Origin of the sequence: Agrobacterium tumefaciens, from assembly GCF_031801495.1 — a bacterium.
Lineage (GTDB): Bacteria > Pseudomonadota > Alphaproteobacteria > Rhizobiales > Rhizobiaceae > Agrobacterium > Agrobacterium tumefaciens_K.
This window is the reverse complement of record NZ_JAOEGC010000001.1, coordinates 1036727-1059650: the sequence shown is the minus strand read 5'-3', so window position 1 is coordinate 1059650 and position 22924 is coordinate 1036727. Positions and strand designations below refer to the sequence as shown.

General features: G+C 58.8%; 23 protein-coding genes. 8 read left to right on the top strand and 15 right to left on the bottom strand.

Translation table 11 applies throughout. From position 1 onward, the window contains the following. Positions 1-3: 3 nt before the first annotated feature. The 3 genes from N7578_RS04880 to N7578_RS04870 all read right to left on the bottom strand — a co-directional run bounded on the left by N7578_RS04880 (position 4) and on the right by N7578_RS04870 (position 3091). Complete coding sequence (locus N7578_RS04880; protein ID WP_311109173.1) at positions 4-1068, bottom strand: HlyD family efflux transporter periplasmic adaptor subunit; 1065 nt, start codon at positions 1066-1068, stop codon at positions 4-6. 209 nt (positions 1069-1277) lie between these two features. After that, the gene (locus N7578_RS04875; RefSeq protein WP_311109172.1) at positions 1278-2303 is read right to left on the bottom strand and encodes a cyclopropane-fatty-acyl-phospholipid synthase family protein; all 1026 of its coding nucleotides are present in this window, start codon (positions 2301-2303) and stop codon (positions 1278-1280) included. Further along, positions 2300-3091 carry a DUF1295 domain-containing protein gene (locus N7578_RS04870; RefSeq protein ID WP_311109171.1) on the bottom strand — a complete coding sequence of 264 codons (792 nt, stop codon included), beginning with the start codon at positions 3089-3091 and terminating at the stop codon, positions 2300-2302. Before N7578_RS04870 ends, N7578_RS04875 begins: the two co-directional genes overlap by 4 nt. 192 nt (positions 3092-3283) lie before the next feature. Between N7578_RS04870 and N7578_RS04865 the strand changes: the two genes are divergently transcribed. The 7 genes from N7578_RS04865 to N7578_RS04835 all read left to right on the top strand — a co-directional run bounded on the left by N7578_RS04865 (position 3284) and on the right by N7578_RS04835 (position 8935). After that, positions 3284-4669 carry an NAD(P)/FAD-dependent oxidoreductase gene (locus N7578_RS04865; RefSeq protein ID WP_311109170.1) on the top strand — a complete coding sequence of 462 codons (1386 nt, stop codon included), beginning with the start codon at positions 3284-3286 and terminating at the stop codon, positions 4667-4669. After that, positions 4666-5484, top strand: coding sequence for a DUF1365 domain-containing protein (locus N7578_RS04860; protein WP_311109169.1), 819 nt, complete (start codon positions 4666-4668; stop codon positions 5482-5484). The genes N7578_RS04865 and N7578_RS04860 overlap by 4 nt, the downstream gene beginning before the upstream one ends. Further along, positions 5471-6730, top strand: a complete 1260-nt coding sequence (locus N7578_RS04855; protein ID WP_311109168.1) for a cyclopropane-fatty-acyl-phospholipid synthase family protein — start codon at positions 5471-5473, stop codon at positions 6728-6730. The genes N7578_RS04860 and N7578_RS04855 overlap by 14 nt, the downstream gene beginning before the upstream one ends. A 68-nt stretch (positions 6731-6798) precedes the next feature. Further along, positions 6799-7101, top strand: a complete 303-nt coding sequence (locus tag N7578_RS04850) for a DUF2147 domain-containing protein (RefSeq protein ID WP_422646688.1) — start codon at positions 6799-6801, stop codon at positions 7099-7101. Between the two features lie 15 nt (positions 7102-7116). Next, positions 7117-7548 (top strand): DUF2177 family protein, encoded by a 432-nt coding sequence (locus N7578_RS04845; protein ID WP_311109166.1) that lies wholly within the window; start codon positions 7117-7119, stop codon positions 7546-7548. A gap of 134 nt (positions 7549-7682) precedes the next feature. Beyond that, the gene (locus N7578_RS04840) at positions 7683-8225 is read left to right on the top strand and encodes a sigma-70 family RNA polymerase sigma factor (protein WP_311109165.1); all 543 of its coding nucleotides are present in this window, start codon (positions 7683-7685) and stop codon (positions 8223-8225) included. Continuing rightward, positions 8222-8935 carry an anti-sigma factor domain-containing protein gene (locus N7578_RS04835; RefSeq protein ID WP_311109164.1) on the top strand — a complete coding sequence of 238 codons (714 nt, stop codon included), beginning with the start codon at positions 8222-8224 and terminating at the stop codon, positions 8933-8935. The genes N7578_RS04840 and N7578_RS04835 overlap by 4 nt, the downstream gene beginning before the upstream one ends. Before the next feature lie 82 nt (positions 8936-9017). Here the strand turns inward: N7578_RS04835 and N7578_RS04830 are convergent, their stop codons facing one another. The 8 genes from N7578_RS04830 to N7578_RS04795 form a co-directional block, all read right to left on the bottom strand. Then, positions 9018-9827 carry an inositol monophosphatase gene (locus tag N7578_RS04830; RefSeq protein ID WP_311109163.1) on the bottom strand — a complete coding sequence of 270 codons (810 nt, stop codon included), beginning with the start codon at positions 9825-9827 and terminating at the stop codon, positions 9018-9020. Further along, positions 9824-10660: a glycerophosphodiester phosphodiesterase family protein gene (locus N7578_RS04825; RefSeq protein WP_311109162.1), complete on the bottom strand. Its 837-nt coding sequence runs from the start codon at positions 10658-10660 to the stop codon at positions 9824-9826. The genes N7578_RS04830 and N7578_RS04825 overlap by 4 nt, the downstream gene beginning before the upstream one ends. A gap of 3 nt (positions 10661-10663) precedes the next feature. Next, positions 10664-11698 (bottom strand): ABC transporter ATP-binding protein, encoded by a 1035-nt coding sequence (locus N7578_RS04820; RefSeq protein WP_311109161.1) that lies wholly within the window; start codon positions 11696-11698, stop codon positions 10664-10666. 8 nt (positions 11699-11706) lie between these two features. After that, entirely contained in the window at positions 11707-12531 is an 825-nt protein-coding gene (locus N7578_RS04815; RefSeq protein ID WP_311109160.1) for an ABC transporter permease subunit, read from the bottom strand. Position 12532: 1 nt separating this feature from the next. Beyond that, positions 12533-13417 (bottom strand): ABC transporter permease subunit, encoded by an 885-nt coding sequence (locus tag N7578_RS04810; protein WP_311109159.1) that lies wholly within the window; start codon positions 13415-13417, stop codon positions 12533-12535. After that, positions 13414-14565, bottom strand: coding sequence for an extracellular solute-binding protein (locus N7578_RS04805; RefSeq protein WP_311109158.1), 1152 nt, complete (start codon positions 14563-14565; stop codon positions 13414-13416). Before N7578_RS04805 ends, N7578_RS04810 begins: the two co-directional genes overlap by 4 nt. 218 nt (positions 14566-14783) lie before the next feature. Further along, on the bottom strand, positions 14784-15797 hold the full coding sequence (locus N7578_RS04800; protein WP_311109157.1) for a substrate-binding domain-containing protein: 1014 nt from the start codon (positions 15795-15797) through the stop codon (positions 14784-14786). Positions 15798-15854: 57 nt separating this feature from the next. Next, positions 15855-16343, bottom strand: a complete 489-nt coding sequence (locus tag N7578_RS04795) for a helix-turn-helix domain-containing protein (protein ID WP_311109156.1) — start codon at positions 16341-16343, stop codon at positions 15855-15857. A 113-nt stretch (positions 16344-16456) separates the two neighbouring features. Here N7578_RS04795 and N7578_RS04790 point away from each other — a divergent pair, with 113 nt between their 5' ends. Beyond that, on the top strand, positions 16457-17662 hold the full coding sequence (locus N7578_RS04790) for an MFS transporter (protein WP_311109155.1): 1206 nt from the start codon (positions 16457-16459) through the stop codon (positions 17660-17662). On the opposite strand, the gene N7578_RS04785 is transcribed toward N7578_RS04790, so the two are convergent. The 4 genes from N7578_RS04785 to N7578_RS04770 are packed head-to-tail and all read right to left on the bottom strand — an operon-like array spanning position 17640 to position 22859. Beyond that, positions 17640-19013: an alpha-glucosidase/alpha-galactosidase gene (locus N7578_RS04785; protein WP_311109154.1), complete on the bottom strand. Its 1374-nt coding sequence runs from the start codon at positions 19011-19013 to the stop codon at positions 17640-17642. The two genes, N7578_RS04790 and N7578_RS04785, sit on opposite strands and share 23 nt — an antisense overlap. A gap of 24 nt (positions 19014-19037) precedes the next feature. Continuing rightward, complete coding sequence (locus N7578_RS04780; RefSeq protein WP_311109153.1) at positions 19038-20705, bottom strand: ABC transporter ATP-binding protein; 1668 nt, start codon at positions 20703-20705, stop codon at positions 19038-19040. 14 nt (positions 20706-20719) lie between these two features. Further along, positions 20720-21850 (bottom strand): ABC transporter permease, encoded by a 1131-nt coding sequence (locus tag N7578_RS04775; protein WP_311109152.1) that lies wholly within the window; start codon positions 21848-21850, stop codon positions 20720-20722. A 1-nt stretch (position 21851) separates the two neighbouring features. Further along, on the bottom strand, positions 21852-22859 hold the full coding sequence (locus N7578_RS04770) for an ABC transporter permease (protein WP_311109151.1): 1008 nt from the start codon (positions 22857-22859) through the stop codon (positions 21852-21854). Positions 22860-22924 lie beyond the last annotated feature (65 nt).

Sequence of the window (22924 nt, the reverse complement as noted above, 5' to 3'; positions counted from 1 at the left end):
CCGTCACTGGACGAGGTTACGTTCGAGGTTTTCCGGCCATGCGGCATTCGGATCAAGCCGGACATAGGCCATGCCGGGCAGACCCGTTTTGACGTACTGGATGTATTTCTGGAGCAGTTCCTGTGGAATCTGCGCCCTGACACGGAAGGTCAGTTTCTGACGCTCCTCCTCCGTTTCGACCGTTTTGGGCGTGAATTGCGCCACATCGGCCACAAAAGAGACTTTGGCGGGAACCGTGTATTGCGGGGCTGCATCCAGAATGAGGCGTACGTCCGAACCCATCGATGTGCGGCCCGCCTCAGCCGTAGGCAGGAAGAAAGTCATGTAGACATCGCCGAGATCGACGAGATTAAGGACGCGCCCGCCGGCCGACAGAACTTCGCCGGGCTGGGCAATTCGATATTGCACGCGGCCGTCGCGTGGCGACTTGAGTGTCGCGTCAGCAATGTCCGTTTCAATGCTTTCGATATCGGCCTGCGCCGCATCCACGGCGGCTTCCGCATCCACGATCTGTGCCTTTGCCGCATTGATCGCGGCATCGGAGGCTGCAAGCGACGCTTGCGCCGACGCGAGGGCAGCCCGGGCGGATTGCTCCGCCGCCTCACTGTCATCGACAATCTGCTGCGATACGGCGTTGCCCGTCAGCAGTTGCTTCGAGCGGTTATACGTCTTTGACGCGGAATCGAGCTGCGCCTTGCGTTGCTCGATAACGGCACCTGCCGAATTCTTCTCGGCTTCCCGCTGCGCAACAAGGCTGTGGGCCGTATCGACGGCTATTTTCGCCCGGCGAAACTGTGCCTCCGCCTGTCGTTTTCTCGCCTCGAGCTGTGCCGTATCCATCCGGGCCAGCACCTGACCGGCCTTGACGAAATCACCTTCCCGCACCTGGATGTCCTGAAGGCGGCCAGCGGTCTTTGTGGAAATATCGATCTCGACCGCCTCGATACGGCCGTTGCTGGCAACGAAACCGGACGGCAAACCGCCTGCTGTCAGTCTTGACCATGAAAACCAGAGGACGCCAGCCAGAACCAGAACCCCCAGACCAATGAGCAAGCCTTTTTTCGACACCAGCGTTCCCCCGAAGACACCCTCAATGATCCTACAATAATACGTTGAAATCCGGGATGCCAACCATCTTGGATTTCAGATTGCATCATTTGCCTCGCTTCATGTCGCAACAATGAAGCGGTCGGCCGAGATTATTTAAGAGCTGCATAGGCGGATGGCTTTGACACACATCAAGTCGCGTCGGGCAATCGCCAATCGGGGGAATTGTTCTACGCAGGCGCCAGCAGATAGTGCCCGACACCCCAGACCTCGCCGTTGTCATGCCCGAAAAGACCGGCCGTCGCGAGGAAAAACAGCCGCCATCTGCGGTGCCAGAGGCCAGCGTCCGCTCCGTACACTTCTTTCAGGATCGGCTGGATGCGATCGATTTCGCGATCAAAATTTTCAAGCCAGTGAAATGCAGTGCGTTGATAGTGGGTGCCTGACCAACGCCATTGCTGCTCGACAGTGAGAAGATCGTTGAAACGTTGTGGCAGATCAAAAGCAGGCATGATCCCGCCCGTGAAAAAATGCCGGGCGATCCAGTCTGCCGGGTTGCGATGGTCGAAACGGTAGGACCGGTCCCTATGGTTGAAAACATGCAGGAAGAACCTTCCGTCAGGCCTCAGCCATGTACGAACCCGCTGAAACAGGGTGCGCCAGTTCGACATGTGCTCGAACATTTCAACCGACACAACGCGGTCGAATGATCCAGCTGGAGTAAAATCGTTCATGTCGGCGGTCACGACCGAAAGGTTGGTCAAACCGCGTGCACCGGCAATATCGAGGATGTGACGCCTTTGCGACGCCGAATTCGACACTGACGTGATGCGGGAGTTGGGAAAGCGTGCTGCCATATGGAGCGAAAGCGAACCCCATCCGCAACCAAGTTCAAGAATATCCATTCCATCTTCCAGGGCGGCGTGTTCGACCGTCTCGGCAAGCGCATACGTCTCCGCTTCATCAAGGCTGGCCGCTTGATCCGGATAGAAACAGCAGGAATATTTGCGTTGTGCGCCCAGAACGAGGCCGAAGAACTCCGGCGGAACCTCATAATGCTGTCTGTTCGCCTCTTCGGTATGGGTGGCGATGGGAAACTCCGCCATCTCCTCAACGAATTTCGCCTCGATCGTCGACGGAATGCCAGCCAGCCGACGTCTCGTTCTCGCACACAGAAAATCGATCCCCGCAAGGGTCACGCTGTCGCTCAATGGAGCCCGTTCGGCGGCGTTTATGGCAAAGGCAAGCATATTCATGAGCGACCTCCGGTTTTGCGCGGTCCTGGGAAAAAAGCATTTACTCGGTTCTGCAACTGGCGGAATGCGTCGCCACGCGATCTCAGCATGTGATCTTCAAGCGGCGGAATGCCGGAGACATGCACAAGCAGCCAGTACATCATCACGGGCGCGGCAATGGAGAGCCACGACAATGGTTGCGCGTTCAGCGCCAGAAGCGGAAAGCTGCACCAGAACAACCATTCGAAGAAGTAGTTCGGATGGCGCGAGTACCGCCATAAGCCGATCTCGCAAACGGCGCCCTTCGCCTGCGGTGTTTTCCTGAACCGGGACAGCTGGGCATCGGCAACTGCCTCGCCCACAAGAGCCGCTATCGCCAGCAAAATTGCGAGCATGTCGATGAGCCGTGGAAATTCAGCAGGGTTGGCGGCTGCGAGATGAACCGCAAGAACAAGAACGAAGGCAGCCACCGCCTGTATCTGCAGGAACACGAAGAGGCGCATCGAGGCGCTTTCACCCCACTCGTCCAGCAATGCCGCATATCGCGGATCCTCACCCCCACCTTTCGTGCGAAAGCCGATATGACTGCCGAGACGCAACGACCAGACAACGACGAGGGCGAGCACAGCGAGGCCGCGCATATCGGTATCGTCGGCAAAAATCGCGACCGCCACGCCACCGATGCCAACGCTCGCCGACCAGATCGTATCTATCCAGCCACTCGAGCCCGTCACACGCTGAACCGTGAAGGCCGCAGCCATGGCAATGGATAGAAAAGCCGCGATGACAATGAGAAGAGGCCAGTTCATCTACATACCATTCCTGTGACACACGGCCAGTTACACTGCCCGCTCAACAAGTACGGACGAGAACCTCGGCAGGTTTCACGCCAGATCGGAAAAATTCAAAAATTCATCAGGCCGGTGAAACTCATTGATCCTGCTCTTCGTACTTGTGTGAAAATTGGCATCGGAACGATGCTTGCAAGCGTGAGGACTTCCATGATCGATCCTGAAACGGCACAGAACGGCTTGAAGAGCGGAAAGCGGTTGAACATCGCCGTCGTTGGCACAGGTATTTCAGGATTGTCTGCCGCGTGGCTTTTGTCGCGCCATCACGATGTAACGGTTTTCGAGGCAGCCGACCGCGTTGGAGGTCACAGCAACACCGTCGACTTCGAAAGCCCCAACGGTCCGGTGTCCGTCGATACGGGCTTTATCGTCTACAATGAGGTTACCTATCCTAATCTGACTGCATTGTTCAAAGCACTCGATGTGCCGACAACACCGTCGAACATGTCGTTTTCCGTGTCGCTCGACGGCGGTGCCTTCGAATATTCCGGCGGGACCCGCTTCGGGCTTTTAGCCCAGAAGAGCAACCTTTTCCGGCCGCGCTTCTGGCGCATGCTGACTGACCTCCTGCGCTTCTACCGCAACGCGCCGCGCGATCTGTCGTCCATGGGCAACATGTCACTCGACGACTACCTCTCTCGCAATCGCTATGGCCAGGAATTTCGCGACGACCACCTCTACCCCATGGCAGCGGCCATCTGGTCGACCCCAGCCATGGAGGTGGGGCGCTACCCCGCAGCACAGTTCGTGAAATTCTGTGACAATCACGGTCTGCTGTTGCTGCGCAACCGCCCAATATGGCGCACCGTATCCGGCGGCAGCCGCGAATATGTGGAGCGTTTGACGGCAAATTTCGCAGACAGGATCAAGCTGGCGACTCCTGTCACGAGCATCCGTCGCGTGCCTGACGGCATCGATATCCTCGATGGCAATGGGCAGTTCCATAGATTTGACGATGTGGTGCTCGCGACCCATGCCGATCAGACCCTGAAAATGCTGAGCGACGCGACACATGCGGAGAAAAGCATGCTCGGAGCCTTCAGCTACACGAAAAACAGGGCTGTGCTGCACACCGATAGCAGCCTGATGCCGAAAAGGCGCGCCGCGTGGTCGAGCTGGAACTATGTTGCGGACACCCGCGCCCGCGCCGGACAGCCGACCATTACCTACTGGATGAACAGGTTGCAGCCGCTTGGGAATGCTCCAGATACTTTCGTGACGCTCAATCCAGCCCGTGAACCGGACGAGAGCACGGTCATAACGGAAGAAATCTACACGCACCCCGTGTTCGATGAAAACACCGAGCGTGCGCAGCGGCATCTGTGGGCGCTTCAGGGTTATCGTAACACCTGGTTCTGCGGCGCCTATTTCGGCGCGGGTTTTCACGAGGACGGTCTCCAGGCAGGCCTGGCCGTCGCGGAAGACCTGGGCGGTTTCAAACGTCCGTGGCTGGTTGGCAATGACAGCGGCCGCATCATTCGCCTGCCGCTGATGGAAAAAGCAACAGAGCGGCAACGTCTGGAGGAAATGGCATGAAGCCACCGTTCCTCTCAGCACTTTTCCCCGGGCATGTGACGCATGCGCGCTTCAAGCCGAAGGAACACAAGCTCAGCTACCGGATCTATTCCCTGCTGATCGATCTCGATGAGCTGGACACCCTCAACAAAAAGCTGCACCTGTTTTCCGTCGACCGTTTCAACGTCTTTTCCTTCCACCGCAAGGATCGTGGCGACCGGAGCGGCGCCGACCTGAGACAACAGGTTGAAAAAGCGATGATTGGCGCGGGCATCGCTCCGGATGGCGGACCGATACGCCTGCTTACCATGCCCCGTCTTCTCGGCTGGTCCTTCAATCCGCTCAGCGTCTATTTCTGCTACAGGCGGGAAGGCACGCTCACCGCTATCCTCTGGGAAGTGGACAACACTTTCGGCGAACGTCACGCTTATCTCATCCCGGTCGAAGATGACGCAGCCGGGGAAATCGTTCAGCGCTGCGACAAGTGTTTCTATGTCTCACCCTTCATGGACATGGATCTGCACTATGTCTTCCATGTCAGTCCGCCGCGCGACACGCTGAAAATCCGCATCGATACATTCGATGACACGGGGATGGTTCTGACTGCACGGCATCTGGCGCGGCGGACAGAACTGACGGACCGTGCACTTCTGAAGGCGTTTTTCAGTATCCCGTTCCTGACGCTCCGGGTCGTTGGCGGCATTCACTGGGAAGCGCTGAAAATCTGGATCAAGGGCGTGCGGCTGACCAAGCGGCCCTCACCACCCAACGCACCCGTTTCCTTCATCGGTAAACCATCCAACCAAACCGAGGCCAAAATCCATGACCCCGTTTGAAAATCTCTCCGACATATCCGCCGATGGCGCACTGTACCCCCGGCACGCCGGTAAAGGTGGCTGGTTGATGAAGCGCATGCTTCGAAGCGTCAGCAGGGGACGATTGCGCGTCACGCTCCCCGATGGGGCTGTCATCGAGGCCTGCGGCGAAAAGCCGGGTTGCGAGGCCACTCTGGTCATCCTCCGATGGCGGGCGCTGAGACGACTTATCGTCAACGGAGATATCGGGTTTGCCGATGGTTACATCTCCGGCGACTGGACCACGCCGGACCTGACGGCACTGATCCGTTTTGCTGCCCAGAACCGAGACGCGCTTCATTCACCGATGCGAGGCAGTCTTGCGGCACGCCTCATCAACCGCTTCGCCCATGCACTGAATGCCAATACGAGGCGCGGCAGCCGCCGCAACATCGAGGCGCACTACGATCTCGGCAACGAGTTCTACCGGCAGTGGCTCGACCCTTCGATGTTGTATTCATCCGCACTTTTCGACGAAACGACACCTTCGCTTGAGGCGGCACAGGAAAACAAACTGAACCGTATCGTGGACAAGCTACAATTGTCTGGCGGCGAAACCGTCCTGGAGATCGGTTGTGGGTGGGGGGCGCTTGCCGTCCATCTGGCAACCCGATGCGACGCCAAGGTCACGGGTATCACGCTTTCACCTTCCCAGCTCGGGTGGGCAAAGGCCGCAGCTGAAAAGACGGCCAGGTCAGCTGACATCGACCTTCGCCTTCAGGACTATCGCGATACGCATGGCACCTTCGACCGCATCGTCTCAATAGAAATGTTCGAGGCCGTCGGCGAGGCTTACTGGCCGAGCTATTTCGACACCCTGAAACGGTGCCTGAAGCCAGGCGGCCGCGCCGTACTGCAAATCATCTCGATAGAGGAAGACCGTTTCGACAGCTATCGCCGCAAGGCCGACTTCATCCAGAAGTATATTTTCCCCGGTGGCTTTCTGCCCTCGGAGAATGCAGTTGAAAAAGCAGTCGAGAAAGCTGGCCTAAAGCTCTGCGAAAAAGAACTTTTCGGTGAGTCTTACGCACGCACACTTGCAGAATGGCGGCAGCGTTTTGATGCCAGATGGCAAACGATCGCACTTCTTGGGTTTGACGAGCGCTTCAGGCGGCTGTGGGATTACTACCTCTGCTATTGCGAGGCAGGTTTTGCGGAAGGTGCCATCAATGTCGGCTTCTATACGATAGAAAACAAGCCGGACGAAGCCCTGCGAGGTGTATCATGAAAACCCGGATCTTTACAGCAACCGCCATCGCCTCCGTTCTCCTAGCCTGCAACGTTTGGGCAGGCGACATGGACGGAAACTGGGCGCGCGGCGATGGCAAGGCGAAGGTGAACATCGCTCCTTGCGGTGACAACATCTGTGCAACCAATACATGGATCAAACCAGGAACACCGAAGGAAAAAGCCGGAGACAAACTCATCATGGACATCAATCAGGATACCGACGGCAGCTATTCGGGCACCGCCTTCGATCCGCAACGCGACAAATCCTACAAGATTACGGTGACCGTCGACGGCAACAGCATGATGACGAAAGGCTGCATCGTCGCCGGTCTTCTCTGCAAGGGCATCAACTGGACGCGGATCGACTGAAAGGAACGCCTCTCGATGAAAACCTACCTCGTTGCCTATGTCTCCACGCTCATCGCCTTTCTGGTGATTGACTTCATCTGGCTGAGCACCATGGCATCGCGTCTTTATCGCCCGGCTATCGGCGACATGCTCGCCGATAGTTTCAGGCTCGCACCTGCAATTGCCTTCTATCTGATCTATGCGGCGGGCCTGACGTTTCTCGCGGTAAGACCGGCGCTCGTTTCGGGACAGTGGAACACGGCCCTGCTCTATGGCGCAGTCGTCGGTTTCATGGCCTACGCCACCTATGACCTGACCAATCAGGCGACGCTCAAGAACTGGTCGACGACACTGACGCTGGCCGACCTTGCGTGGGGAACGTTTGTTTCCGCCTCTGCTACCACGATTGCCTATATCGTCACGATGCGGCTGGCTCCGCCCATCGGGAACGCGGCAGGCATGCCATGACAGCCGCGTTCCCGCTATCGATCTCGTCTAACGCCGGCACAAGATACGCGGAATGGTGGAATTTTCGTTTTCCGGATCCCTTGCTTTCCTGTGAAAATGAATCCTATAAAAGAAGATCAGCAAGGTATTTGCGAATGCAAGGTAGTGAGATCGCAGCTCTTATAAACCGCGTCGGCATGGGCGATCGCGCAGCATTTTCATCTCTTTATCAGGCAACCAGTCCCAAACTCTTTGCGATCTGCTTGAGAATCCTGCGTGACAGGGCGGAAGCCGAAGAGGCTCTTCAGGAAATCTACATCAAGGTCTGGCAGCGCGCCCGGACATTTGCGACGAGCGCCGGGAAACCTGCGACATGGCTCGCGGCGATTGCGCGCAACCACGCGATCGATACGATCCGCGCACGTCGACCACAGACCGATGATATAGACGAGGCTTACGACCTTGCGGATGACGCCATTCGCACGCCTGAACAGCAGGTTGTTCTGGCCGACGAAGGCCGAAGGATCGACAATTGCATGGAAGAGCTCGAAACGGTGCATGCACGGGCCGTGCGCCGGGCCTATGTGGAAGGCCTGAGTTACCTCGAACTTGCCGATGAACTGCAGGTCCCGCTGAACACCGTCAGAACGTGGCTCAGACGCAGCCTCCTCAAACTGAGAGAGTGCATGCAGCGATGACCGGAGATCCTCACAACGGTGGAATGAACTCCCGCGACGAAATCCTCGCCGGTGAATATGTGCTGGGTGTCGTCTCACTCGAAAAGCGCCGTGAAATCGAAAAGCGTATTGTCGAGGACAAGGCGTTCGCATCGCTTGTGGAGCGCTGGCAGGCGGAACTTGCGGCCTTCAACGAGGACTATCACGACGAGGTTCCGGATGCCGCGATCCTGGCGCGTATCGAGGAACGCCTGTTCGGACGCGCCAATCAGGACACACGATCGGGTCTGTGGAGTTCCGTGACCTTCTGGCGCTGGCTTTCGCTCGGCACAAGTGCGATTGCCGTTGCCGCCATCGCCTTCGCCCTGTTGCCCACAATCCGTCAGGACAGATCGACACCGCTTGTGGCGGAACTTGCGACAACGGACAGCCAGGTCAATCTTCTCGCATCCTATGATACGGAAAGTGGTCGGGTGCGCATCGTTCCGGTTGCGGTCGGCAGACCCGACGAAAAATCACTGGAACTCTGGCTCGTGCAGAAAAACGGCTCGACCCGTTCGCTCGGCGTATTTCAGCCCGGCACGAATGGCGATCTGATCATCCCGGCCGATATGCGCGCCAGCATCTCGGAAGGCACGACATTTGCGGTCAGCGTCGAGCCGTTCGGCGGTTCTCCGACCGGGCAGGCGACCGGCCCCGTCATCGCAGTTGGAACAGCCCGTCATCTTTGACGTTTGACGCGAAAATCTGCGCGGAAGCCTTTTCAGGCTTGCGCGCATCCTGCTTCAACCAGGAACTCGGAAAGACAGAAATCTATGCAGCGTCCTTTGGCGGGGCGCTGCGCAAATGTTCGAGAAGGTAGGCGTGGGTTGCCGGATTGGCGACGATCAGCGTGCCGGTTTTTTCGTAGACCTCCGGGCCGCGCCCCCACCAGTCGGTAACGATGCCGCCTGCCTCCTGCACGATGAGAATGCCGGCTGCCGTATCGACAAAACCGGTTTCCTCGTAATATCCGGTCAGCCGACCGCAAGCGACATAGGCGCAGGAATTGGCCGCGCTGCCGACGATGCGAACCGCGCCGATGGGTGCGCGGATTTCGTCAAGGCGTTGATAGGCACCCGGATGCAGCGACAGGTTCGGCGTGGGAAGGCCGGTCCCGACGCACATCAACGCGACATCCGTCGAGGCGCTGACATTCAGCCGCGCGCCGTTCAGATAGGCGCCCTCACCCTTGATGGCGGTGAACATCTCGTCTGAAACAGGGTTATAGACCAGTCCGCACATCGTCTCGTTGCCGCGGCGCAGCGAGATTGTGATCGTGTAATGCTGGCCGTAGATGAAGTTCGTCGTACCGTCTATCGGGTCCACCAGCCAGCGGTGGTCGCTGTCTTCTCCTTCCACCGGTGCGAATTCCTCACCGGTCAGACCCCACGGATACTGGCTGAGCAGACGCTCGCGGATCAGGGTTTCGGACTGCTTGTCGGCGTCTGAGACGAAATCGCCCGGCCCCTTGATGCCGATCTCGATATCGCGAAACCGCTTGAAATGCTCGAGCGTCAGAGCGCCGGCCTCGCGGGCGGTTTCAACCATGTGATCGAGGATCTTGCTGTAATTGACTGTCATGAACTGAATGCCTTGGCTAACCCTTCAGGGTCATCTGTGGTGATCTGGTCGACTTTGAGCTTCAAGAGGCGTTCGACCTGGAGGATGGTCTGCGGAGTGATGTGATTGATCGTCCAGGCATCGACGCGGCGGCCGGCCGCATGGACGGGCGCTATCAGATCGAAACCGGCATCTTCGGCGGCAAGGACGATGCGGTAATCCAGATAGATCATCCGGGCATCGGGTGCCGTCTGTAGCGCCTGCTCGATGAAGGTATGGTAGTCACCCGTCGCCTTCAGCCTCGCCAGGCTTTCGCCGTAACAGGGGTCATATCCGGTAGCGATGCCAGGGGCAGCCTTTGCCAGCGCCTGGATGGCGTCGAAACCGCCACCCGAAAGAATGAGCGATGCGGCAATCGGCGCTGCACTTTTGCCGAAATTGGCGATGGCCTGCGGGGTCAGCGCCTCAAGATCTTCCTTATAGTCGAGTTGCAGCAGCGCATCGGGATGCACACCCTCGCGGCTGAGAAGTGTGCGGAGATCTTCCAAAAGCAGAACCCTGTCGGTGATCGCCTCACCGTCATTTCCGCGCAGATGGAGTTCACGGAGGGCGGCAGCGGATGTTTCCCGCACCTTGCCATGACCGGTCGTCTCCCGCTCCAGCATCAGGTCATGAAGGACGGCAAAACCGTGATCGCCGTGGACGACGAGATCGACTTCCACGCTCGCGCCAAGTCGCATCGCCTCGGTGATACGCGCTGCGGTAAAGACCGGATCGGTGATACGGCGACGGCCGCGATGCCACTTGATGGCGGTACGATGGCCATCGCGATCAAGATGGATAGGTGCACTCACGGGTCAGCTCCGAAAAATCTGCTGGTTGTTGCGATAGGCGGCGACGGCGCGGGGCTTGAGATCGACGCCCTGCCCGGTCCGGAAAAGATCGGGATGGGCGACCATCGATTTCAGCCGCGTGCCATCGGCAAGATCGAGGTCTACCAGACCGTGCGAACCGTAATCGGTCACACGATGCACAATCGCCTTGGGCGTGTCCGAGGCGGCGAGATCCAGTGCTTCGGGACGGATGGCGAGCACTGCCGGACCATCCGCGATCGGCAGCAGTAAAGTGAAGTCCGAACGGACGAACTGGCCGTTTTGGACTTCACCTTCGACGAGGTTCATCGTGCCGATGAAACCGGCGACAAAGGGTGTCTTCGGATCGCGGTAGACAACATCGGGGCGACCGATCTGCTCGGTCTTGCCGTTTGCCATGACAACGATACGATCCGCCATCGAAAGCGCTTCGTCCTGACCATGCGTCACAAACAGGGTAGTAATGCCGAGGCGCTGCTGGATATCGCGCACTTCTTCACGCAGGCGTTCGCGCAAGTGCTGGTCGAGGCTAGCAAAGGGCTCGTCGAGCAGCAGGATCTTCGGCTCCAGAATCAGCGAACGGGCAAGCGCCACGCGCTGCTGCTGGCCACCGGACAGCTGGCTCGTCATGCGGTCGCCATATCCCGCCAGACCGACAAGTTCGAGCACGGCCTCGACCTTATCCTTGATCTCGGCCGCAGGCATCCGGCGCAGCTTGAGGCCGAAAGCGAGGTTCTTGAAGACGTTCATATGCGTCCACAGCGCGTGGCTCTGGAACACCATGCCGGTCGGGCGACGCTCGGGCGGCAGATGCGTGACGTCTTCGCCATCGATGGTGATGCGTCCGCTGGTCGGCTGCTCGAAACCGCCGACCATGCGCAGCAGCGTCGACTTGCCGGAACCGGACGGGCCAAGAAGGCAGACGAGTTCGCCATCTGCGACATCGAGGGAGAAGCTGTTGACGGCGTGGGTGCCGCCGGAAAAGGTTTTTGTAACCTCAGCGATATGAAGAACTGACATGATGTTTCCTAGCCGCCGAAACCGCGGGCGAATGCGCCGCCACCGATAACGCGGCGGGCGAACATGAGGGCGACGAACGATGGGACCCAAAGAAGGACCGAAAGAACCGCGCCGTATTGAATGACCATCTGGTTGTTGATGTAGCTGATCATCAGCACCGGCATGGTGCGGATGCCGGGAGCACCAATCAGCCATGCGCCTTCGGTTTCATAAAAGGTGCCGACGAAGCTCAGCAGGACGGCGGCAAAGATGGTCGGTCCCGCTTGCGGCAGGGTGATCGACCAGAATACCCGCAAGGGGCTTGCGCCGACATCACGGGCGGCCTCTTCCATGCGCCGATCAACCGCTTGGAAGGCTGCGACCGGAATCCAGATCATGAACATCAACGTGCCGACGAGCTGGATCAGCACGACGCCCCAGAAGGTGCCGATGAGATTGAGCTGCAGGAAGATGGCGGCAATCGCCACCAGCAGGCCGAATTTCGGAAAGGCATGACCGGCGAGGAAGGAGAAGAACAGGACATCACGCCCCGGAAACTTCATCCGCGCGAAAGCGTAAGCTGCCGGAAGGCAGATCAGCGCCGATAGCAGCGTCACCACCGTCGACAGTTTGAGGCTCAGCATCAGCGCGTTCCAGACATCGGGTCGCCCGAGCGTCTGCCCCCAGAACCGGAAGCCGAACTGCTGCGGGATGATGTTCGGATAACGCCAGACCTCGGTAAAGGCCCATGTAGCCACGACGACGAGCGGGCCGACGATGACGAGCGTCAGCAAGACGGCAAAGGTGATGCCAAACCAGTCGATGCGGGATCGTGTGGAAGCAATCGCGGCCATCTCATTTACCCCGATTTCTGGCGACGGAGCGCACGTAAAACAACCCGAACACGATGCAGAAACCGAAGGCAACGACGGCTTGCGTCATGGCGCCGATGGGATCCTGAACGTCGCGAAGGGTTCGCTGCATAAAGGGGCCGAGCATTTCCGGCGAAGCCGGGCCGAGCAGATAGGGAAGCGTGAAGGACGAAAAGATACCGAGCACCGAGAAGGAAAGCGCCACGAGGATGGAGTTGGAAATACGCGGCAGAATGATGTGCCAGAAAACGCGATAAGCGTTGGCACCGATATCACGCGCAGCCTCGATAGACTGATTGGCGACGCTACCAAGACCCGAAAGCAGGATCAGGACAGTCAGCGGAATGTTGTCCCACACCAGACCGATGACCGGCCCCCAGGGCGTGAGATAGGGCGTGCGGATCTTGGGAAGCCCTACGGCATTCAGGAGAATATCCAGCATGCCGTTTGGACCAAGTACGCGGATGAACGCAAAAGCCAGGATGATCGACGGCACGAACATCGGCAGGATGGCAAGCGCCTGCACGTAGGCTGGCAGTCGGCCTTGCGAAAACCGCAGATAAAGCGCGATCGGCAGACAGATAACCAGCAGCAGAACGGCGCAGACTATCGTGGTCCACAGCGTTACCGCAAGATTATCGAGACTGTAGCCATCCGAAAAGAAGAAGGCATAACTTGAGAGATCAAAGCCTGACCGACCATCTGCATCGGTTCGCCACATCGTACGGCTGATGGCATTGATCGCAGGCCATATGACGAGCCAGATCACCAGAAAAACGGGTATGGCGACAAGCAGGAGGCCGACGGGCCTCCTGCTTGCTGCGGTTTCGGCGAGCGGCGCAGCCGCTCTTTCAACAACCTCGCTCACGACTTGCGATCGATGCTTGGTGCGACGTTGCGATACCAGCCATCATTGATGGCCGCTTCCCACTTGCCGCCGGGGAAAGTCGGGATCGACTGCGGAATGATGTCGGCGAACTTCTTGCGAAGATCGTCCGAAACGTGATCCCACGAAACGCCCGGAAAACCGCCGAGTTCGGTGAGGATCGCGCCCTGCATCTCTTCCGACAGAATGAAATCGGCCAGCTTGAGCGCGGCATCACGGTTGACGCCGTTCTCGAGGACGACGGCGCGCGAGAAATTACCGCAAAGCGCCAGATCCTGTAGCTGAACAAGACCGGTTTCTTTCGGCAGCACGCCCTGATCGATTGCCTGAAGCACCTGATCGGACCATACCGGGATCATCGTGACCACGCCCTGCGACAGAAGCTGCAGCGACTGGGTGTTGCCCGAGGCGTAAGCGCCCTTGTCATAAAGCGAAGGCGCGATGTCGGTCAGCAGTTTCCAGGCCTTGCCGAGCGCTTCGTCGCCAAATTCCTGAGTATAGTTATCGACGGTGAAGGCCTGCGGATCACGACCATTGGCTTCATGGATGGCGCGTCGAACGAAATTGCCGCCAGAGCCGCCCTTGTCGGGACGGTTGTAAACGAACTGGCCCGGATTGGCCCTGATCCAGGTAACGAGTTCATCCCAGGTCTTGGGCGCATCGGCCGGCTTCAGCTTCGTTGTGTCATACGCCAGCAGAACCTGGCTGCCGCGATAGGGAAGGCTGTATTCGCTCTGGATGGCGAGCGGGTTGACGCGCGAGTAGTTGGAAAGACCGGCCTTCGCCAGATTGACATAGATGCCCGCATCGATGGCGCCAGCCGGCAGAAGCGGATCGGAGTGCTCGAAATAGTCAGCCTGCGGATCGGTACCCGTCTGCTTGGCAGCAATGGCGCGATCGGCGATCGCCAGAATACCGGCATTGTCGCCTGCATCGACGAGGTTGAGCTTGATGCCGGCGTGGGCCGCTTCGAAAGCAGGCTTGACGGTGTTGGTCCAGAAGTCGAGGACGTTGGTATCAGAGCCCGTATACCAGTCGATCGTTCCCTGAGCAGCGAAGCTCATGCGTGGTGCGAGTGCGAAACCAGCGGCGGCGCCGGCTGCGGATATCATAAAAGTGCGGCGTTTCATCGTTGTCTCCGATTCAGTCGGCGTTGACTTTTTGAAGCGCGGACCCGATTGCCTGGAGATCGAAAACCGACGCAGGCCAACAGAGATACACACGTGTGCACTCATCTGTTCTGCCTGATCAGCTTCTAAAACCGGTAAGTAACGCTTTCATGACAGAGAAACAAATGATCACGTGTGCAAACTCGATCGAGCGGCCTGATCGACATGCCGATATTCGTCTATCGTGCGGATGGCCTTACCGAATTTCGCCACACAGGCATAGGCTCGAAGATACGTCTTTCTTCTCCGCCGAACGCCGGTTGAGCAATGAGTGCAACAACGTGTTGCGCCATTTCAGCGAGAGGCTGGGCGAACGTCGTCAACCGATAGGCTCGCCAGTCGGATTCGGCGATATCATCAAACCCGACGACGCATAGATCGCCGGGCACATCGATCCCGAACTCATCCCTGGCACCGTCCATAAACCCCAGAGCCAGAAGATCCGTGACACAGAATACGCCGTCAGGCGCTTCTGACCGGCCAAACAGCCGACGCGCAGCCTCCAGCCCGGATGCGTAGCTGGTGGGACCGCTTGCGATGACGGAAACCGGCACTCCCGCCCGCTCTGCCGCCTCGACGAACACGCGCTCGCGCTCCAAGAGGCTGGCCGTCCGCGCCGTCGACGTGACCACGCCGAGACGTTTGCAACCGGCCCGCTGCAGCAGGAAAAACGCTTCTCGCCCGGCAAACGCATTGTCCACGCCGAGATTGTGTCCACCGGAAAACTGATCGTCGCGATTGATGAGCACGACCTGCTGACCGTTCGCCAGACAGGTTTCTATGAGCGAAGCGGAAGGGGTACCGGAGAGAACCACCGTTGCATCGGCGCGGTAGTTCAGGGTCATGCCCAGTGCTGCCGACACGCTCGCCGTGTCCGTCTCACTGTTGATGACCATGGTGATCTTTCCGGCAGCCTGCAACTTGCGGGTAAGTTCATCGATCAGTTTTGCCCGGATGGGCGTGGCGATATCCGCAACGACGAGACAAACGATATTGCTGCGTTCTCGCAAACCACGAGCGAGATGATTGACGTGATAACCGAGAGCCTGTGCCGATTCCAGCACCTTTCGACGGGTTTCTTCCGAGACGCTGGCACCATCGGTAAATGTCCGGGAGACTGCAGAGCGCGAAACGCCCGCCCGTTCCGCAACCATGCGGGCACTGATGAAAAGACGGCGTTCCTGTTCACTCATGAGGGGTACGTGCTCGGTTTGAATGCTGGCGCGATAGTGGCGAAGCGCGGAGTTTGGTCAAGAGGCCTGTTCATGCCCTCGACGTGGCCGTGCGCCAGAACGTGTTGCAGGCCGCACCTCCGTGTCGCTCCACTCAAGGGCGCGGCCATCGGCAGATCGTACGTCCAGCCGTGCGATCTGCTGACCTTTTTGCCTGTCGACCAGCGACGAGCGATCTTCGTCTGGTGCGAACAGATGCCCCTCCCCCCATTGCCGAAGCGCGACAATGACGGGAAACAACCCCTGCCCTTTCGGCGTCAGAACATATTCGCGGTAGGCGCTTCCGTCAGAGGCGGGTGCAGTCTCAAAAATCCCGCGTTCCACGAGGTCGCGCAACCGGGTGGCCAACACGCCTTTGCCGATACCCAGCCCCGTCTGGAATTCACCGAAACGGCGCGCGCCATCGAATGCGTCGCGAATGATCAGCAGCGACCACCAGTCGCCAATCACGTCGAGCGAACGCGCCACCGGACATCCGGCGTTCCACAGGCTGACACGTTTCACCATCCACGCTAATCTCCATCTCGTCAAACTGGTTCTAACTTGGAACTGGAAATGCAGCAATCCAAATGATCTCAAGATGCAACCAAACCGGCATCAAAAAGGGTTGAACAATGGACATGAGATCACGCGCCGCTACACGTGACGGGCACGCCCAAGGGCTGTCGAGACTACAGACTGTCATACTCGCGGCCTCCGCAGGCCTGAGTGTCGCCAACATCTATTACGCCCAACCGCTGCTCGACCTGATTGCCGGCGACCTTGGAATTTCACCGGCAGCGGTCGGCCTCATCGTGACACTGACGCAGATCGGTTACGGCCTCGGCCTGATCTTCATCGTACCGCTTGGAGACATTATTGATCGACGCCATCTCATCGTGGTCCTGAGCCTTCTGTCGGCGACCGCCCTTGCTGTCGTCGCAACAGCCACCACGGCAACCATGCTGCTGATGGGCATGATTGTGGTCGGTCTGCTTGCTGTTCTCGTTCAGATACTCGTCGCCCACGCAGCCGCTCTCGCAAGCTCGTCACAACGCGGCAGGATCGTCGGCGCGGTTACAAGCGGGGTCGTCACGGGTATTCTTGCAGCCCGCACCGTGGCCGGTGTGGTTGCGGATTTCGGTGGCTGGCGCGCCGTCTACCTCATGTCCGCCATCCTGATGATCATGATGGTCGCCGCGTTGTTATCAAAACTGCCGCGACAAACAGGAAACCGGGCACCAGAAACCTATATCAACGCCCTCGTTTCCATACCGCGCGCGTTCATTGGTGAACCGGCTCTGCTCCTTCGAGGCACGCTTGCTCTTCTGATCTTCGCGTCTTTCAGCACGTTCTGGACAGCTCTTGTCCTGCCCTTGAGCGCTCCACCATTCTCGTACTCCCATGGTCAGATAGGCCTGTTCGGGCTCGTTGGTGTTGCGGGCGCGGTCGCTGCGACCTATGCTGGAAAGCTTTCAGATAGCGGTTATGGCAAATGGACGACAGGTGTCTCTCTTGCGCTTCTGCTGGCATCCTGGGGGCTGATCTTTTTTCTTCCAACATCCATGCCATTGTTGCTGGCGGGCGTCCTCCTGCTCGATCTCGCAGTGCATGCCGTTCACGTCACCAGCCTTGGCGTCATCGTCGCCTTGCACCCTCAAATGAGCAGCCGCCTGATCGGAGGTTATATGGTCTTTTATTCCATCGGCAGCGCAATCGGAGCTGTCGCCTCGACAACAGCCTACGCCCGGCTCGGATGGACGGGCGTATCATTTTTGGGAGCGACCTTCAGCGCCGGTGCGCTCGTGGTATGGATGATCGCCCTTACACGGCGCGAACCCGCTTGACTTCAAGCTGCGTCCATTCCGGCAGCCAGTCGCGATGCGCCAGAAGCAGATCATCCACCAGCGACCAGATCTGGTCGAGATCGAGTTCCGCCGCCGTATGCGGGTCCATCATCGCGGCGTGGAAAATATGCTCGCGGTTTTCCGTCATCAGTGCCTGAACCGTCAGTTCCTGGACGTTGATATTGGTGCGCATCAGCGCCGTCAGCTGCGGTGGAAGATCGCCGATGAAGGTGGGCTGGACGCCGTTGTGATCGACAAGGCAAGGCACTTCGGCGGCGCAATTGAAGGGCAGCGAGGTGATGCAGCCATTGTTGCGCTGGTTGCCGTAGATGACCGAGGGTTCACCGGTCCAGACCGAGTTGATGATCGAGGAGGCATATTCCTTCGACTGCTTGACCTCGATCTTTTCGGCCGAACGATAGGCATCCGCCTGATTTTTCCATTTCTCGATCTGCTCGATGCAGCGCTTGGGATATTCATCGAGCGGGATGCCGAATTTTTCGATCAGGTCCTCGCGGCCTTCCTTGATGAAATAGGGCGTGTATTCAGCAAAATGCTCCGAGCTTTCGGTGACGAAATAACCGAGCCTCGTCAGCATCTCATACCGCACCTTGTTGGGGCAACGCGGGTTCCATGTGGGCTTTGGCGCTCTGCCTTCCCGGTAACCGCGCAGCAGATCCGGATAGAGATTGCGATAGCTGCCGTCCTTCTGGCGATGCTCGAATTCGAGATAAAACGCCATGTGGTTGATGCCGGCCGAGCGGTAGCGGATCTCCTCGTAAGGGATATCCAGATCGTGGGCGAGCTCCATCGCCGTTCCCTGCACTGAGTGGCAAAGCCCTACCTGCCGGATGGTCGGATATTTTTCCGCTATCGCCCAGGTGTTGATCGCCATCGGGTTCACGTATTGCAGCATGATCGCATTGGGGCAGACGGCGAGCATGTCCTCACAGATTTTCCACAGATGCGGCACGGTGCGAAGCCCACGCATGATGCCGCCAACGCCGAGCGTATCGGCAATCGTCTGGCGCAGGCCGTATTTTTTTGGCAGTTCGAAATCCGTGACCGTGCAGGGTTCGTACCCGCCGATCTGGAAAGCCACGACGACGAAATCGGCATTGGCCAGCGCCTTGCGCTGATCGGTAAAGGTTTCCGCCGTCGCCTTCACGCCAAGCGTCGAAATCAGCTTGTTGACGACGATGGCGCTTTCTTCCAGCCGCTGCGGATTGATGTCCATCAGCGCGATATGGGCTTCAGAAAGAGCGGGCCGCTGCAGCACGTCGCCGATGATGTTTTTCATGAAGACCGTCGAACCGGCACCGATGAATGTGATTTTGGGATGTCCTGCCATGTGTTCCTCCGACATTCGGCAATATCAAGCGATTTCGAAAGCAGCCTTCACAAGCCGCTGTGTATATTCGGTTTTCGGGTTTGAGAGCACGTCCGCGACCGGCCCCTCTTCCACGATGCGACCGTTCTGCATGACGATGACGCGGTGGCAGAGTGCCCGCACCACTTTCAGGTCATGGCTGATGAACAGGTAGCTCAGGCCACGCTCGTCCTGCAGTTTTCGAAGCAGCTCGATGATCTGCGCCTGAACGGACAGGTCGAGCGCGGACGTCGGCTCGTCGAGCAGGATGAATTCCGGCTCCAACGCCACGGCGCGGGCAATGGCGATACGCTGCCGCTGACCGCCGGAAAATTCGTGCGGGAAACGCGACAGGATGTTTGTCGGCATGCCCGCCGCATCGAGCGCTTCGCGCACCCGCGCCAGTCGTTCGGCGCGGGTCGCGCCGAGACCGTTGACGACAAGCCCCTCCTCGATGATCTGACCGATCGTCATGCGCGGATTGAGCGAGGAAAACGGATCCTGAAAAACGATCTGCATTTTCGCCCGTAGCGGTCGCATCTGGGCGCGTGAGTGGGCGTCGATGCGTTCACCGTCAAAGGTGATCTCGGCGGCACTCGGCTGGTTGAGACGCAAAAGCGACTGCCCGAACGTGGTTTTGCCCGAGCCGGATTCGCCGACGATACCGAGTGTTTCGTGCCGGCGGAGGCTCAAGGCCAGACCATCGACAGCCACCAGTTCGCGCAGGTCCGGTTTGAACAAACCGCCATGGCGCATCATGAACGACACCCGCACGCCATTCGCCGTAAGCAGCACACCGGCATCCTCCGGCAACGGTCCGGCATGACCATGGGGTTCGGAGGCCAGAAGCTTTTTCGTGTAGGGATGCCGTGGATCGGCAAAGATACGCTCCGTCGTGTTGTGCTCGCGCATTTCGCCATGCTGCATCACATAAACGTAGTCGGAAAACTTCTTCACGATCGTCAGGTCGTGGGTGATCAGCACCACGGCCATGCCACGCTCTTTCTGAAGATTGCGGATGAGGTTGAGTATCTGCGCCTGAACCGTCACGTCGAGCGCCGTGGTCGGTTCGTCGGCAATCAGTACGTCGGGATCGTTGGACAGCGCCATGGCGATCATGACGCGCTGGCGCTGCCCCCCTGAAAGCTGGTGTGGATATTGTTTCAGCCGCGCTTCCGGCTCAGGGATCTGCACCTGCTTCAGGAGATCGAGCGCCTTGGCCTCCGCTTCGCGACGGTTGACCCTGTTATGGGCGCGGATCGCCTCGATGATCTGACTACCGATCGTATAAAGCGGATTGAGCGAGCTCATCGGTTCCTGAAAGATCATCGAGATGCGGTTACCCCGCAAAGCGCGCCGGGCACGCGGAGAAAATTTCAGGATGTTGTCGCCGTTGAAGCCGACCGTCGCCTTCGGCGAAATGGTTGCGCGCTTCGACAGCAGCCCCATCACGGTGCGTGCCGTAACCGACTTGCCGGAACCGGATTCACCGACGATGGCGATGGTCTCGCCGCGATAGAGCTGGAAGGAAATATCCTTCACCGCTTCCACCGTGCCATGCTCCACCTTGAAGGTGACGCCGACATTGCGGGCATCGATGATCGGGACGCCCTTCTGCACATCATGATCGAAACGGTCGACCGGCGCGTAGTTGTTGACGATTGCGAGAGCCATGTTCTGTCCTCCGCTCAATAGGGATCGACCGCATCGCGCAGACCGTCACCCAGCGCGTTGAACGCAAAGACGGTGACCAGCACGAAGCCGACGGGGGCGAGGATCCACGGATAGGATCCGATGACGGAATAGGTGGAGGTGTCCTGCAGCATCAGGCCCCAGGAGATCAGCGGCGGTTTGACCGCAAAACCAAGGAAACCGAGGAAGGATTCCAAGAGCACGACGCTCGGGATATGCAGCGTGACCGACACGATCACGTGGCTCATCACATTGGGCAGAATGTGCTGGAAGATGATGCGGCGATCGGTGGCGCCGACGGCAATTGCCGCGCGTACGTAATCGATACGGGCGAGCGCCATCGACTTACCGCGCACCTCGCGTGACATCTGCGCCCAACCGAGCGCCGACATGACGACGACCACGAATGTCAGGAACACGTGGGTTGGCGCCGTGACCGGAATCAGCGAGGTGAGCGCCAGGTAAAGCGGCAGTTGCGGAAAGGCCAGCACGACCTCGACAAAACGCTGGATCCAGGTATCCGCCGCTCCGCCGAAATAACCCGACACGAGCCCGACCGTGGTGCCGATCACCGTAACGATGAAAACCACGCTCAGCGCGATGGAAAGCGAGATACGCGAACCGTGGATGGCGCGCGACAACACGTCTCGTCCGAACTTGTCAGTGCCGAGGAAATGCACGGGATGGCCATCGGTAGCGCCGAAGAAATGACGGTCCATAGGGATCAGGCCGAACAGATTGTATTCCGCGCCCTTCACGAAGAAACCGAGATAATGCGGGTTGTCGTAATCCGGGCCCACGATCGGCTGGAACGTGACGGGATCAAGCTCCTCGGTTTCGGCGATGGCATAGACCCGCGGAAAGAAGCTGAAACTTCCTTCCTTGTCTGTGAAACTGATGGCCTGCGGCGGGGCGAAGCTCGCATGCGTTTCCATCGGGTCCATCGGCGCGAAGAAATTAGCGAAGATGGCGATGAGGAACAGAAGGCCGACGAGGATCAGCCCGAGGATGCCGGTGACGGAGCGGCGGAAACGCCGCCAGACCAGCGCGACATAACTTTCATTGACCTGCTGCGGCTCGGCAGCCGGCGTGATCGTCTTGGTGGTGGTTTGATCGATGGCAGTCATCTCACGCCCTCCCGAATTCGCGGACGCGTGGGTCGAGCAAGGCAAGCAGCATGTCGGCGATGATGTTGCCGATGATCAGCGTTGCGGCGAGCACCATCATGAACGTGCCGGTAACATAGACGTCCCCCACCGCCATCGAGCCGACAATGGCCGGACCGACGGTCGGCAGCGAAAAGATGATCGCCGTCTCGATTTCCCCGGTCAGCATGTAGGGCAGAACGACGCCCTGATACATGACAAGCGGATGCACGGCATTCGGCACCGCATGGCGCATGATGACAGCACCTTCCGACAGACCTTTGGCCCGCGCCGTTTCCACATATTGGGCATTCAGCGTGTCGAGCAGGTTGCCGCGCATGACGCGCATGTTGTAGGCGAGCCCGCCGAACACGGCGATCGCCACGACCGGCCAGACGTGACTGACGAGGTCGACGAACTTGGCCCATGACCAAGGCGCACCGCCATATTGCGGCGAGAAGAAACTGCCGATCTCCGACACGTCGTAATGGAAGACCATGAAATAGACGAGCACCAGCGCCATCAGGAAACGCGGTATGGTCATGCCGAGGAAAGAGACGACCGACAGGACGTTGTCGATCCAAGAATATTGCCGGGTTGCGGCCCATATACCGAAACCGATGCCGAACAGCGATGCGAGGATATGGCAGACGATGGCGAGAGCCAGCGTGCGGGGAAGGCGTTCCCCCACCACTTCGGCGACCGGCTTGTTGTAATAGAAGCTGTAGCCGAAATCGCCGCGCGTCACGATCCCGCTGATCCAGTTGAAATACTGCACCACCATCGGCCGGTCGAGGCCGTGCTCGATACGATAGGCCTGCGCCTGCGCTTCCGCCTGTTCGAAGGATGCGCCGCCCTGGTTCATCAGCTGTGAGCGGATGTAATCGGCGTAATCACCGGGTGGGGCCTGAATGATGGCGAATGTCACCACGCTCAGGATGAACAGCACCGGTATGGCGGAGCCGATGCGGGTCAACAGAAATCTAAGCATTTCCGTCTCTCTCCTTTTGACGGACGCCGGGGCGCCCGGATCTTATCCTCTCCGGCCGCACTTCG